The 13883-nt window shown below is 54.8% G+C and carries 14 protein-coding genes; 9 read left to right on the forward strand and 5 right to left on the reverse strand.

The window, feature by feature from the left end; translation table 11 throughout:
* The first annotated feature begins 56 nt into the window (after positions 1-56).
* Both fadD and rnd read left to right on the forward strand, forming a co-directional pair.
* Positions 57-1742 (forward strand): long-chain-fatty-acid--CoA ligase FadD, encoded by a 1686-nt coding sequence (gene fadD / locus J2Y91_RS18190; protein WP_133623769.1) that lies wholly within the window; start codon positions 57-59, stop codon positions 1740-1742.
* A 120-nt stretch (positions 1743-1862) separates the two neighbouring features.
* Entirely contained in the window at positions 1863-2972 is a 1110-nt protein-coding gene (gene rnd, locus J2Y91_RS18195) for a ribonuclease D (RefSeq protein ID WP_133625078.1), read from the forward strand.
* Positions 2973-3031: 59 nt separating this feature from the next.
* Here the strand turns inward: rnd and minE are convergent, their stop codons facing one another.
* The 3 genes from minE to minC are packed head-to-tail and all read right to left on the reverse strand — an operon-like array spanning position 3032 to position 4873.
* The gene (minE, locus tag J2Y91_RS18200; protein ID WP_099753633.1) at positions 3032-3313 is read right to left on the reverse strand and encodes a cell division topological specificity factor MinE; all 282 of its coding nucleotides are present in this window, start codon (positions 3311-3313) and stop codon (positions 3032-3034) included.
* A gap of 3 nt (positions 3314-3316) precedes the next feature.
* A complete protein-coding gene (minD, locus tag J2Y91_RS18205) occupies positions 3317-4129 on the reverse strand; it encodes a septum site-determining protein MinD (protein WP_048915883.1) in 813 nt (270 codons plus the stop codon).
* Between the two features lie 42 nt (positions 4130-4171).
* On the reverse strand, positions 4172-4873 hold the full coding sequence (gene minC, locus J2Y91_RS18210; protein ID WP_048915884.1) for a septum site-determining protein MinC: 702 nt from the start codon (positions 4871-4873) through the stop codon (positions 4172-4174).
* A gap of 155 nt (positions 4874-5028) precedes the next feature.
* Between minC and J2Y91_RS18215 the strand changes: the two genes are divergently transcribed.
* The 4 genes from J2Y91_RS18215 (at position 5029) to ycgN (ending at position 7755) form a co-directional block, all read left to right on the forward strand.
* Positions 5029-5304 carry a YcgL domain-containing protein gene (locus J2Y91_RS18215; RefSeq protein WP_133623768.1) on the forward strand — a complete coding sequence of 92 codons (276 nt, stop codon included), beginning with the start codon at positions 5029-5031 and terminating at the stop codon, positions 5302-5304.
* Positions 5305-5396: 92 nt separating this feature from the next.
* A complete protein-coding gene (locus J2Y91_RS18220; RefSeq protein ID WP_048915886.1) occupies positions 5397-6494 on the forward strand; it encodes a lytic murein transglycosylase in 1098 nt (365 codons plus the stop codon).
* Between the two features lie 69 nt (positions 6495-6563).
* Positions 6564-7223, forward strand: a complete 660-nt coding sequence (locus J2Y91_RS18225) for a fumarylacetoacetate hydrolase family protein (protein ID WP_133623767.1) — start codon at positions 6564-6566, stop codon at positions 7221-7223.
* Between the two features lie 82 nt (positions 7224-7305).
* Complete coding sequence (ycgN, locus tag J2Y91_RS18230; RefSeq protein WP_048915888.1) at positions 7306-7755, forward strand: cysteine cluster protein YcgN; 450 nt, start codon at positions 7306-7308, stop codon at positions 7753-7755.
* Between the two features lie 47 nt (positions 7756-7802).
* Here the strand turns inward: ycgN and dsbB are convergent, their stop codons facing one another.
* Entirely contained in the window at positions 7803-8333 is a 531-nt protein-coding gene (gene dsbB / locus J2Y91_RS18235) for a disulfide bond formation protein DsbB (RefSeq protein WP_048915889.1), read from the reverse strand.
* A gap of 308 nt (positions 8334-8641) precedes the next feature.
* Between dsbB and fadR the strand changes: the two genes are divergently transcribed.
* Positions 8642-9361: a fatty acid metabolism transcriptional regulator FadR gene (gene fadR, locus J2Y91_RS18240; RefSeq protein WP_048915890.1), complete on the forward strand. Its 720-nt coding sequence runs from the start codon at positions 8642-8644 to the stop codon at positions 9359-9361.
* Positions 9362-9407: 46 nt separating this feature from the next.
* Here fadR and J2Y91_RS18245 read toward each other — a convergent pair whose 3' ends face one another.
* Positions 9408-10946, reverse strand: coding sequence for a SpoVR family protein (locus tag J2Y91_RS18245; protein ID WP_048915891.1), 1539 nt, complete (start codon positions 10944-10946; stop codon positions 9408-9410).
* A 522-nt stretch (positions 10947-11468) separates the two neighbouring features.
* Between J2Y91_RS18245 and J2Y91_RS18250 the strand changes: the two genes are divergently transcribed.
* Together J2Y91_RS18250 and dadX are read left to right on the forward strand one after the other, a co-directional pair.
* Positions 11469-12770: a D-amino acid dehydrogenase gene (locus J2Y91_RS18250; protein WP_099753637.1), complete on the forward strand. Its 1302-nt coding sequence runs from the start codon at positions 11469-11471 to the stop codon at positions 12768-12770.
* 41 nt (positions 12771-12811) lie between these two features.
* On the forward strand, positions 12812-13882 hold the full coding sequence (dadX, locus tag J2Y91_RS18255; protein WP_133623766.1) for a catabolic alanine racemase DadX: 1071 nt from the start codon (positions 12812-12814) through the stop codon (positions 13880-13882).
* Position 13883: the final 1 nt, after the last annotated feature.

A 13883-nucleotide genomic window follows, 5' to 3' on the forward strand; every position in this document is an offset into this window, starting at 1 on the left:
GATGCCGATCGGTCGAGGCTGCGATGACAACAAATAATAATTTTCGAGGTGATTCCTTGCATAAGGTTTGGCTAAACCGCTACCCCGCTGATGTACCTGCTGATATTAACCCCGATCGCTACCGGTCGCTGATCGAACTGTTTGAGCACGCGGCGCTGCGTTACGCTGAGCAAACGGCATTTATCAATATGGGGCAGAGCATGTCCTTCCGTCAGCTGGATGCGCGCAGCCGCGCATTTGCCGCCTATCTGCAACAGGGGTTGGGGCTGAAAAAGGGCGACCGCGTAGCGCTGATGATGCCAAACCTGCTGCAGTACCCGATTGCCCTGTTCGGCATCCTGCGTGCCGGCATGATTGTGGTGAACGTTAACCCGCTGTATACCCCACGAGAGCTGGAACATCAGCTGAATGACAGCGGTGCCAGTGCGATTGTGATTGTCTCCAACTTTGCCCACACGCTGGAAAAAGTGGTGGCGAAAACCCAGGTTAAGCACGTGATCCTGACGCGCCTTGGCGACCAGCTCTCCCCGGCCAAGGGTACGCTGGTCAATTTCGTCGTCAAATACATCAAAAAAATGGTGCCGAAATATTATCTCCCCGGAGCGATTTCGTTCCGTCAGGCGCTGCACAGCGGGGCACAGCTGGAGTATGTTAAGCCGGAGATTATCAATGACGATCTCGCTTTCCTGCAATATACCGGCGGCACTACCGGTGTCGCTAAGGGCGCCATGCTGACGCACCGCAACATGCAGGCTAACCTTGAGCAGACCAAAGCGACTTATGGCTCGTTGCTTAAGGCGGGTGAACATACCGTGGTCACCGCGCTACCGCTGTACCATATTTTCGCGCTGACGGTGAACTGCCTGCTGTTTATCGAGCTGGGCGGCGCTAACCTGCTGATCACCAACCCACGTGATATTCCGGGCCTGGTAAAAGAGCTAGCGAAATATCCCTTTACCGCGATCACCGGCGTTAACACGCTATTTAACGCGTTGCTTAACGATGCCGCGTTCAACCAGCTCGATTTCTCAACGCTGAGTTTATCCGCCGGTGGCGGCATGGCGGTGCAGAAGGCGGTGGCCGAGCGCTGGGAGAAGCTGACCGGCCATTATCTGCTGGAAGGTTACGGCCTGACAGAATGCTCCCCGCTGGTGTCGGTCAACCCGTATGACATTACCTGCCATAACGGCAGCATTGGTTTACCGGTGCCCTCTACCGATATCATGCTGGTGGACGAAGCCGGGAATGAAGTGCCGGAAGGTGAACCGGGCGAACTCTGTATTAAAGGCCCGCAGGTGATGCTGGGATACTGGCAGCGCCCTGATGCAACCGATGAAGTTTTAAAAAATGGATGGCTTCGCAGCGGTGATATTGTTACCGTTGACCACGAAGGTTTCCTGCGTATTGTCGATCGTAAAAAAGATATGATTCTGGTTTCCGGTTTCAACGTTTATCCTAATGAGATCGAGGATGTGCTGATGCTGCACCCAAAAGTGCGCGAAGCAGCCGCCATTGGCGTGCCGAATGATGTCGCGGGTGAGATGGTGAAAATCTGCGTGGTGAAGAAGGATCCGTCACTGACGAAAGATGAACTGCTGGCTCACTGCAAGAAGCATCTGACAGGATATAAAATTCCTAAAATTGTTGAGTTCCGTGATGAGCTGCCGAAGACCAACGTCGGCAAAATACTGCGTCGCGAACTGCGCGAGGAAGCCATCAAGACGGCCCAGCCCACAGGCTGATCGCCAATGGCTTTTCCTGCTAACGTACAATGCCGGGTTGCCCGGCATTTTTATTGTTAACGCCAGCTGACTACAGGGCAATGGCCCCTGTGGCGAGAGAATACAAATTTGAATTACACCATGATCACCACCAATGAGGCGCTGGCCGAGGTCTGCCTGCGCGCCCGTCAGGTTCCTGCGCTGGCGCTGGATACTGAATTCGTCCGTACCCGTACTTACTACCCGCGTCTCGGTTTAATCCAGCTGTTCGACGGAGAGACTATTTCACTGATCGACCCGCTGCCGATCACCGACTGGACACCGTTCCGCGATCTGTTGGTCGATGCACAGTGCATCAAATTCCTGCATGCCGGGAGTGAAGACCTCGAAGTATTCCATCACGAGTTTGGCGTGCTGCCGCAGCCGATGATCGATACGCAGATCCTCGCTGCCTTTAGCGGCCGCCCGCTGTCGTGCGGCTTCGCGACGATCGTTGAGTCCTTTACCGGCATTGCGCTGGATAAAAGCGAGTCACGTACTGACTGGATAGCGCGCCCGCTAACCGAAAAACAGTGCCAGTACGCCGCTGCTGACGTGTTCTATCTGCTGCCGATTGCGCATAAGCTGATGGCAGAGACCGAAGCAGCAGGGCAGATGGACGCGGCGCTGGATGAGTGCCAGCTGCTGTGCAAGCGCCGCACTACGCTGCTTGACCCGCAGGATGCCTGGCGTGAAATCACCAATGCCTGGCAGCTGCGCCCACGTCAGCTGGCCGCGCTGCGCCTGTTGGCTGCCTGGCGGCTTGAGCTGGCACGGGAGAAAGATATGGCGGTTAACTTTGTGGTACGCGAAGAGAACCTGTGGAAGGTCGCCCGCTTTATGCCGGGTTCGCTGGGCGAGCTGGACCATCTGGGGCTGGCCGGGCAGGAGATCCGTTTCCACGGCAAAGCGCTGGTAGCGATGGTGGCGCAGGCCAATACACTGAGCGAAGCAGAGCTACCGCAGCCGTTGCCGAATCTGGTTGACTATCCGAACTACAAGCAGGTTTTCAAAGGGTTAAAAGCCCTGGTGGCGGAGGCGGCGGAACAGCATGGCGTCAGTCAGGAACTGCTGGCATCGCGCCGTCAGATCAATCAGCTGCTGAGCTGGTACTGGAAATTGAAACCACAAACGACTAAGCCGGAGCTGGTGGATGGCTGGCGTGGGAAACTGCTGGAAAAGGGTATCAACGAACTGCTCGCGGCGTACTAAACGCGCGAAGAAATTTTCCCCTGCTGCGATAGCAGGGGAAAATCAGGAACGGTTGGGGATCATTTCGGTGTGTCTTCCGCTTCCGCTTCTGTCTCTGGCAGGGTGACGTTCAACTCAAGAATAGAGATGTCATCATCCTTTTGATCCAGCTTGACGCTCAGCATCTCTGGATCAATTTTCACGTATTTGCAGATCACTTCCAAAATGTCCCTTTTCAGCTGTGGCAGATAGTGGGGCTCACTGTCGCCCCTTCTGCGTTCCGCCACAATAATCTGCAGCCGCTCCTTGGCTATATTGGCTGTGCTCTTTTTACGGGATAAAAAGAAATCGAGTAAGGCCATGGTTTATCCCCCAAACAGGCGTTTCAGGAAACCCTTCTTCTCTTCTTCAATGAAGCGGAAGGGACGTTCTTCACCGAGCAGACGGTCAACGGTATCGGCATAAGCTTTACCTGCGTCTGATTCAGCGTCCAGGATCACTGGCTCACCCTGGTTTGAGGCGCGCAGCACGGACTGGTCCTCCGGAATCACGCCGGCCAGTGGAATACGCAGAATTTCCAGTACGTCTTCCATGCTCAGCATGTCACCGCGGTTTACGCGGCCCGGGTTATAACGGGTCAGTAACAGATGCTCTTTAATCGGGTCCTGGCCGTTCTCCGCACGACGTGATTTGGAGGACAGGATACCGAGAATACGGTCGGAGTCGCGCACTGACGACACTTCCGGGTTGGTGGTGATGATCGCTTCGTCGGCGAAATAAAGCGCCATCAGGGCACCGGTTTCAATCCCCGCCGGGGAGTCACACACCACGAAATCGAACTCCATGTTGCCGAGGTCATTCAGCACTTTTTCCACGCCTTCGCGGGTCAGTGCATCTTTATCACGGGTTTGCGACGCTGGCAGAATAAACAGGTTTTCGGTGCGTTTATCTTTGATTAACGCCTGGTTCAGCGTGGCATCACCCTGAATCACGTTCACAAAGTCATAAACCACACGGCGTTCACAGCCCATAATCAAATCGAGGTTACGCAGACCGATATCGAAATCGATAACGACAGTTTTTTTACCTTTCTGCGCCAAACCGGTAGCGATGGCCGCGCTGGACGTGGTTTTACCAACGCCTCCCTTACCCGATGTAACAACAATAATGCGTGCCATATAGTAATTTCCTTAAGAAAAGAAAGGGCTCGTGAGCCTGACTCAGTTCAATGTTTGTATAGTCAGGGCGCCATCTTTGAGACAAAGACGCGACGCTTTTCCGAAAAATTCAGCGGGGATCTGGTCCATAATCCAGTAGTTACCGGCTATGGAGACCAGTTCAGCTGATAAACTGGTACAAAAAATCTGGCAATTTTTATCGCCGGAGGCGCCAGCCAGCGCACGCCCACGCATCATGCCGTAAATATGGATATTGCCATCGGCGATCAGTTCAGCACCGGCGCTGACGCTGTTAGTAACGATAAGATCGCTGTTTTTGGCATAGATTTGCTGCCCGGAACGAACCGGTGTGGAGATAATCCGGGTTTTGGTGGCAGGTAGCTCGGTCGGGGCAACCGGCACTGGCAGTGCCGCTGCCTCAGCATTTTTCTTCTGCTCTTTGCCTTCGCTCAACACGGGCAGGCCCGAGCGCGCAATCATGCGTTTTAACTGCTCATCCTTGCAGCCGCTGATGCCAACAATATGTAAACCTGTCGCCACGATAGCCTGCTGCATCAGCCGCCAGTTAACTTCGCGCGAGAGCGACGACACATTGACGACCACGGGGGCATTCTTCAGAAAGGCCGGAGCCTGGCTGACCTTCTCCTCCAGTGCCCGACGCACGGTATCAGGATCGGTGTGGTGCAAATGAACGACCGACAGCGTAAAACTACTGCCCTTTAACTCGATTGGCGATTGTGACATCTGTCCCGCTCAGTCCTGTTATTTCTTACCCGGCTAAATCAACCCCACAAGACGGTGATTAATCAAAGCCGTGAATATTCCGAAGTTCTGCAAGCATGTTATAGTTACTGTAATATTCAGGCAAGCCACCATCCCGGTTAATTCGAGTAAAAAATATGTTTTGTGTGATCTACAGAAGTCCCCAGCGTGACCAGACTTATCTTTATGTCGAAAAAAAAGACGATTTCTCCCGCGTTCCCGAAGCCTTACTGAAAGGGTTCGGCAAACCGCAGCTGGCAATGCTGCTGCCGCTTGACGGCAGTAAGAAGCTGGTGGGTGCGGATATCGAGAAAGTCAAAGCGGCGCTGCGTGATGAAGGCTTTTATTTACAGATGCCGCCGCCGGTAGAAAGTCTGCTTAAGATGCACCTGGAAAATGATAAAAAAGTTTAATTAGGATTCATCTGCAAATATATCTCCACCGTTCAGAACCCCCCCTGGATGTTTTAATTCGACGGTGGAGAGCGTAAAAAAAAGGATGCCGCATGAAGCTGTCAGCCCTGCACACTTTACTGTTCACCGTCGCCCTGGCTGGCTGTGCCGCCAGTAACCACGCCGCTCCGGCCCCCGAAACCTCAGAACCTGCAGCTAAACCTGCAGCCAGCCCCACACCTTCCGGTGGCTTCCTGAAGCCAACCCCGAGCAGTAGCACCCTGGCGCAACAGGGGCGCGATCCCGCAGAGTTCCCGGCCTACGTGGAGCAGCTTAAAGCGCAGGCCCGCCAGCAGGGAATCGACCAGGCTACTATCGATACGGCATTCACCGGCGTGCATTTTGTTGATCGGGTGATCAAATCCGACCGCGGGCAGCTCGAGAAAAAAATCACCCTTAACGACTACCTTAGCCGGGTGATCACCCAGGCGAAGATCGATAAAGGGCGCGAGAATCTGCAGCAGTATCAGAATCAGCTGCAGCCGATTGCTGCCGCTTCTGGCGTGCAGGCCAATTACATTGTGGCGCTGTGGGCTATGGAAAGTCAGTTCGGCAGCATCCAGGGCAAAGAGGAAGTGGTCTCCGCACTTTCAACGCTGGCATTTGAGGGCCGCCGCGAGGCGTTCTTTACCAAAGAGCTGATGGCGGCGCTAAAAATCATTCAGCAGCAGCAGATGTCCGCTGCCGATCTAAAGGGCTCGTGGGCCGGTGCGATGGGGCAGAGCCAGTTTATGCCAAGCTCTTTCCTGACTTATGGTAAAGACGGCGATGGCGATGGCAAAATCGATATCTGGAACAACCTTGATGATGTCTTTGCTTCCACCGCTAATTATCTGCAGCGTGAAGGCTGGCAGGCGGGCCAGCGCTGGGGCGTGGAAGTGACGCTGCCGGGCAACTTTGATGCGCAGCTGGCCGGGCTGAAAACGCCGCAGGCGAAAACCGTGGCGCAGTGGCAGCAGCTGGGCGTGCAGGCCAATAATCCCGATGCGGCCAGCAACGGCGCACAGCGGGCATGGATTGTGACCCCGGAAGATGGCGACGGCCGTTCATTCATGGTTTATGACAATTTCCGCACTCTGATGCACTGGAATCGATCCTATTATTTCGCTATCAGTATTGGCACCATGGCCGATGCACTTGCGGCACAGTAAGCACTAAACTCATCACGACGTGCGCTGGCACGATGTCGGCGCCGCTCACCAACCAGGCAGGGGAAGAGTATGTATCAGCATCACAACTGGCAGGGCGCACTGTTAGATTTTCCGGCAAGTAAGGTCGTGTGCGTGGGCAGTAACTACGCTAAACATATTAAAGAGATGGGCAGCGCTACGCCGACTGAGCCGGTACTGTTCATCAAGCCGGAAACTGCGCTGTGCGATATGCGCCAGCCGCTATCGATTCCGCAGGGGTTAGGCGCGGTGCATCACGAAGTTGAGCTGGCAGTGCTGATTGGCGCGACGCTGAAGCATGCAAGCGTTGAGCATGTGGCAAAGGCGATTGCCGGCTACGGCGTTGCGCTGGATTTAACCCTGCGTGACGTGCAGGCCGGGTGCAAGAAAGCCGGTCAACCTTGGGAAAAAGCCAAAGGCTTTGATAACTCCTGCCCGCTCTCCGGTTTTATTCCGGTCAGTGAGTTTAACGAAGATCCTCAGGACGTGGAACTGAAGCTGGTGGTCAACGGCGAAGTGCGCCAGCAGGGCAGCACCGCGGACATGATCCATAAAATTGTGCCGCTGATTGCCTACATGAGCCAGTTCTTCACCCTGCGTGCGGGCGACGTGATCCTGACCGGCACGCCAGAAGGGGTCGGCCCGATGGTTTCTGGCGATAAGCTGCAAGTCTCCCTGGGCGGAAGAGGGGTTGCCACGCGCGTCCTGTAATCACCCGCCAAGGCGAGAACACTTGCAACTGAAGCCCAAACCCCTTATAAGGTTCGGGCTTTTACTTTTACTGGACGCCAACATGACTGAGACCCCTTTCTGGCAGCGTAAAACGCTGGAACAAATGAGCGACGAGGAATGGGAATCCTTATGTGATGGCTGCGGTCAGTGCTGCCTGAATAAGTTGCAGGATGCCGATACCGATGAAATCTACTTCACCAACGTCGCCTGTAATCAGCTGAACATCAAAACCTGCCAGTGCCGTAACTATGAAACCCGTTTCGAACTGGAGGAGGACTGCATCAAGCTGACGCGCGATAATTTGCCCACCTTCCAGTGGCTGCCGCCGAGCTGCGCCTATCGCGTGCTGGCTGAAGGCAAAACTCTGCCGCCGTGGCATCCGCTGCGCAGCGGTTCACGTGCCGCCATGCATGCCGCGCGTATTTCGGTGCGCCACATCGCCGTGCATGAGAGCGAAGTCGTAGACTGGGAAGAGCACATCATTAACCGTCCGCGCTGGTACGGCAAGTAGTACAGAAGGCGGAGGAGCAGAGCCAGCGGACGCTGGCTCTGGCAAGCTTAACGTGAGAACAGATCGCGTCTTTTCGGTTTAAACGCCTGGGCAATCAGCACCAGCACGCCAACCAGCAGGTAAGCCGCAAAGATCCCCACCAGCCACTGCGGCATCCCCAGCGTCAGAAACGACCAGGATTTCTCCGCGCAGTCACCTGAGGCGACAAATACCGACGGCAGCCATTTATCCAGCGGCAGCCACGTCGGGAAGCGAGCAGCAAAATCACAGGTGACAAACGGTGACGGATGCAGCTGGATCATCGTGTGTTCCCACGCCAGACGCACCCCTTCCCAGGCACTGTACAGCCAGATGACGATTGCCACCCAGCGCAGCGGTGTTTTTGGTGCGATGGCACCGACAATCCCTGCACCCATAATGCCAAACAGCGCGCAACGTTCATAAATGCACATTACGCAGGGTTTCAGCAGCATCACGTGCTGAAAATAGAGCGCTGTCATCTCCAGGGCAAAAGCCGTTAGCGCCATTAAAAGCCAGGCACCCCGGCCATAAGAGCAGCGATTCAGGTATCTCAACATAAGTCTGTCCGTGTAGTAGGCGTTGAAACGGCAGTGTAAACGAAAAGCGCCAGCATGCCAGCCTGCGTGAGAAAAATTTAAGCGGGAAAATGACTTAAAATAAACCCGTTAGTAAAAAAGTGAAGTTTTCAGCTTTCGAAGCCGACACGGAAAAAGAAGCCGATAAAGCGCCATCCGTTACCGGAAAAGAATCTCTGATTTTTGCAGATGATCGCTTTTTCCCCGGTAGCCAGGCTAGGTGAAGCCTGGGGCGTCTGGTATGATGAGCTGAAATTTTGCAGTCCTGAACGCAACGGAATTAGAACGCTATGGTCATTAAAGCGCAGAGCCCTGCGGGTTTCGCTGAAGAGTATATTATTGAAAGTATCTGGAATAATCGTTTTGCTCCGGGTTCTATCCTGCCTGCAGAGCGTGAGCTCTCCGAACTGATTGGCGTTACCCGCACCACGTTGCGCGAAGTGCTTCAGCGCCTGGCGCGCGATGGCTGGCTGACCATTCAGCATGGTAAACCGACTAAGGTGAACAATTTTTGGGAAACTTCGGGGCTGAGTATTCTGGAAACCCTGGCCCGGCTTGACCATGACAGCGTGCCGCAGCTGATCGACAATCTGCTCTCCGTGCGCACCAATATCTCTTCAATCTTTATCCGCCGCGCTATCCGCACCTATCCGGAAAAAGCCCGCGAAGTGCTGGAAACGGCCAATCAGGTTGAGGACCAGGCCGAGGCGTATACCAACCTTGACTACAATATTTTCCGCGGGCTGGCCTTTGCTTCAGGCAACCCGATTTACGGTCTGATTCTTAATGGATTGAAAGGGCTGTATACCCGCGTTGGCCGCCACTACTTCTCTAATCCGGAAGCGCGCCGTCTGGCGCAGGCGTTCTATCAGCAGCTGCTGGAAATCCTGCAGACTAAAAACTATGAGCTGATTGTCGACAGCGTGCGTGACTACGGCCGCCGCAGCGGCGAAATCTGGCACGCCATGCAGATCAGCATGCCGACCGACCTGCCGCCGGCGCGTCGCTGAAATTAAAAGGGACGACCAAAAAAGCGGTCGTCCCCTACAATTGTCCTCAGATAGCTGTTCCGGCACGCGGCGGACAGCGGTCTAAAATTTCAACGCTGCCGTCATCGTTCTGCTGCTCGAGATTGACATCAAAGCCCCACAGGCGGTGTACGTGTTTCAACACTTCACGACGGCTCTTGTCGAGCGGTGCCCGGTTATGCGGCACATAGCGTAACGTCAGTGAGCGATCCCCACGTAAATCAACGTCATAAACCTGAATATTCGGCTCCAGATTGCTCAAGTTATATTGAGCGGACAGCTGCTGGCGAATAGCCCGATATCCGGCTTCATCGTGGATAGCCGCAATCTCAAGGAAATTATTGCGGTCATCATCCATCACGGTAAACAGGCGGAAGTCACGCATCACTTTCGGTGACAGGAACTGGCTGATAAAGCTCTCATCCTTAAATTCGCGCATCGCGAAGTGCAGGGTATCCAGCCAGTTCGAACCGGCGATATCCGGGAACCAGTAACGATCCTCCTCCGTCGGCTCTTCACAAATACGTTTGATATCCTGGAACATGGCAAAGCCCAGCGCATAGGGGTTGATGCCGTTGTACCACTGGCTGTTATACGGCGGCTGGAACACCACGTTGGTATGGCTGTGCAGGAACTCCAGCATAAAGCGCTCGGATACTTTGCCTTCATCGTACAGGTGATTAAGGATGGTGTAGTGCCAGAAGGTCGCCCAGCCCTCGTTCATAACCTGAGTCTGCTTTTGCGGATAGAAATACTGGCTTACTTTACGCACGATACGCAGGCACTCACGCTGCCACGGTTCGAGCAGCGGAGCATTCTTCTCCATAAAGTAGAGAATGTTCTCCTGCGGCTCCGCCGGATAGCGGGTATTGGCGAAGTGGGTCTCCTCACGCTCGCGGCGCGGCAGGGTGCGCCACAGCATGTTAACCTGGCTTTGCAGATACTCCTCGCGGCTCTTCTGGCGGGCTTTCTCCTCCTGCAGCGAGATCTTCTGTGGGCGTTTGTAGCGGTCAACACCGTAGTTCATCAACGCATGACAGGAGTCCAACAGCCGCTCGACCTGTTCCACACCATAACGCTCTTCACACTGGGTAATATAGTTACGGGCAAAAATCAGATAGTCGACAATCGAGCTGGCATCGGTCCAGCTGCGGAACAGGTAGTTATTTTTGAAGAAGGAGTTGTGCCCATAACAGGCATGCGCCATAACCAGCGCCTGCATCGTCATGGTGTTTTCTTCCATCAGATAGGCGATGCAGGGATTGGAGTTAATGACGATCTCATACGCCAGCCCCTGCTGCCCATGCTTGTAACGCTGCTCGGTCTCAATAAATTTCTTACCGAATGACCAGTGGGCGTAGTTAATTGGCATGCCGACGCTGGAGTATGCGTCCATCATCTGTTCCGAGGTAATGACCTCGATTTGGTGCGGGTAGGTATCAAGGCGGTAAGATTTGGCGACGCGGTCAATCTCCTTGAGATACACATCAAGCAGGTCAAAGGTCCAGTCTGGTCCATCATCGAGTCGTTTGCTGTCCTTAATCGGAACGTCAAAGATCGTGGTCATAGCGCACCCCTTTTTATAAAACCGGTTTCTGGCGATACATCCGTAGCGGCAAAATGTCCGTTTTCATGTCAGCTTCACCCGCAGCCGTGCCGTGATGATAAGCCTGGAATTAAAACCAATATCTCAATGATAGTTCACTGTCTCTTATCCCTCTTGCGAAAACAATTGAAATTTTCGATACAAAATACAGCGTTGGGTTAAAAAAGGTTTTTACCTGAGGTTAAATGCAGAATAAGGCTGTTTTTTTAGAATAATATACTGTTTATCGTGAAAAGTTATGACGGGGATCGTTTGTGCTGATGTTTGCGCAATTATGCTATTTATTGATTATTACCTGCTTAAAAAGTGTCTTTGTTAGAGTTTTCAACTGAAATGATGGCGGCATCTTGTTTTTATTTCGGCATCAGGTAAAAAATATGTGAAATTTATCAGTGGAAGGATGAAGTGCTCTCTGGTTTTTTCATCCAGTTGATAACTAAAAATCCAGTGCATTGTTCTTTTCTAATTCTCGGCGAGGTGGTTATGCGTGTTGTCATTCTGGGCAGTGGAGTGGTTGGCGTGGCGAGCGCCTGGTATCTGGCACAGGCCGGGCATCAGGTGACGGTTATCGACCGGCAGCCCGGCCCGGCACTTGAAACCAGCGCGGGTAATGCCGGGCAGATCTCGCCGGGCTATGCTGCCCCCTGGGCTGCGCCAGGCGTGCCGCTAAAAGCCATTAAATGGATGTTTCAGCGCCATGCTCCGCTGGCGATTCGTCTGGACGGAAGCCGTTTCCAGCTCGAGTGGATGTGGCAGATGCTGCGTAACTGCGATATGCGCCACTATCAACAAAATAAAAGCCGCATGGTGCGCATTGCCGAATACAGCCGGGACTGCCTGAAGGCGCTGCGCCAGCAAACAGGCATTGCCTATGAAGGGCGCCAGGGCGGCACGCTGCAACTGTTCCGCACCGCCCAGCAGTACGAAAGCGCGGCCAAAGATATCGCCGTGCTGAAGGAGGCCGGCGTGCCTTACGAGCTGCTGGAAGCCGCGCAGCTGGCGCAGGCAGAACCGGCGCTGGCCGCCACGCAGCACAAGCTGACCGGCGGGCTGCGGTTACCTAATGATGAAACCGGTGACTGCCAGCTGTTTACCCAGCGGCTGGCTAAAATGGCTGCTGACGCTGGGGTAGAGTTCCGTTTCAATACCCCGGTTGACGGGTTACTCCAGGAAGGGAATAAGATTACCGGCGTGCAGTGTGGCGATGAGCGGGTGACGGCTGAGGCTTACGTCGTTGCGTTCGGATCGTATTCAACGGCACTGCTGGATGAGATCGTCAAAGTGCCTGTCTATCCGCTAAAAGGTTACTCGCTGACCATTCCAATTAAAGATGCAGATGCCGCGCCGGTCTCAACGGTGCTCGATGAAACCTACAAGGTGGCAATCACCCGATTTGACGACCGCATCCGCGTGGGCGGCATGGCGGAAATTGTCGGCTACAACACCAAACTACTGCCTGCGCGTCGCGGCACGCTGGAGATGGTGGTGCGCGATCTCTATCCGCAGGGTGGGCATATTGAGCAGGCGACGTTCTGGAGCGGGCTGCGCCCGATGACCCCGGACGGAACGCCGATTGTCGGCCGTACCCCATTGAAAAACCTGTTCCTTAATACCGGTCATGGTACTCTTGGCTGGACCATGGCATGCGGTTCTGGTCAGCTGCTGGCCGACATTATTTCCGGCCGCACGCCGGCGATTGCGGCTGACGATCTGTCCGTCATGCGCTATCTGCCGGGATATGCTCCGGCCGCAGCGACCACGCTGCACGGTGCCAATATTCGTTAATGCAGCCCAAGGTTATAAGTTATTCAAGGAGAGGAGAGGGTATGTCACGTCCGATTGTCGCAACGATTAATCGCGCCGCGTTGCGGCAAAACCTGGCAGTGGCGCGCCAGGCCGCCCGGAATTCGCGCCTGTGGTCCGTGGTGAAAGCCAACGCCTACGGACACGGTATTGAACGCGTCTGGGAAAGTCTGGCAGAGACCGATGGTTTTGCGCTGCTCGACCTCGAAGAGGCGATCCTGCTACGCGATCGCGGCTGGAGAAAGCCGATACTGCTGCTGGAAGGCTTCTTCCATCCCAGCGATATCGAACTGCTTGATCGCTACCGCCTGACCACCAGCGTGCACAGCAACTGGCAGATCAAAGCGCTGGCAGAGGCGAAACTCTCTGCGCCGCTGGATATCTACCTGAAAATGAACAGCGGGATGAATCGACTCGGCTTTCAGCCAGAGCAGGTGCACAACGTCTGGCAAAAACTGCGTTCGTTAGCTAACGTTGGCGAGATGACGCTGATGGCGCACTTTGCCGAAGCAGAGAGCGCAGAAGGCATCGTCGAGCCGATGCGGCGTATCAACCAGGCCGCGGAGGGACTGGACTGTGCGCGTTCGCTGGCTAACTCCGCCGCCACGCTGTGGCACCCAGAGACCCATCATAACTGGGTGCGGCCCGGCATTATTCTTTATGGCGCTTCCCCAAGCGGACAGTGGCAGGATATCGCCGGGAGTGGGCTGCAGCCGGTGATGAGTTTAAACACGGAAATAATCGGCATTCAGCAGCTGGCTGCCGGTGCCGCAGTCGGTTATGGCGCGCGCTATCGTGCCGCTGGCGAACAGCGTATCGGTGTGGTGGCCTGCGGCTACGCGGATGGCTACCCGCGCCACGCGCCGACCGGCACGCCGATCGTGGTCGACGGCACGTTAACACGCACCGTAGGGGCCATCTCAATGGATATGATCACGGTAGATTTAACGCCGTGCCCGCAGGCCGGTATCGGCAGCAAGGTTGAGCTGTGGGGCAATAACGTGAAGATTGATGACGTGGCGGCCGCTTCCGGCACCGTAGGTTACGAGCTGATGTGCGCGCTCGCCCGTCGGGTGCCGGTCGTCGTGGAGTAAA

The organism is Erwinia aphidicola, from assembly GCF_024169515.1.
In the GTDB taxonomy this organism is placed as follows: domain Bacteria; phylum Pseudomonadota; class Gammaproteobacteria; order Enterobacterales; family Enterobacteriaceae; genus Erwinia; species Erwinia aphidicola.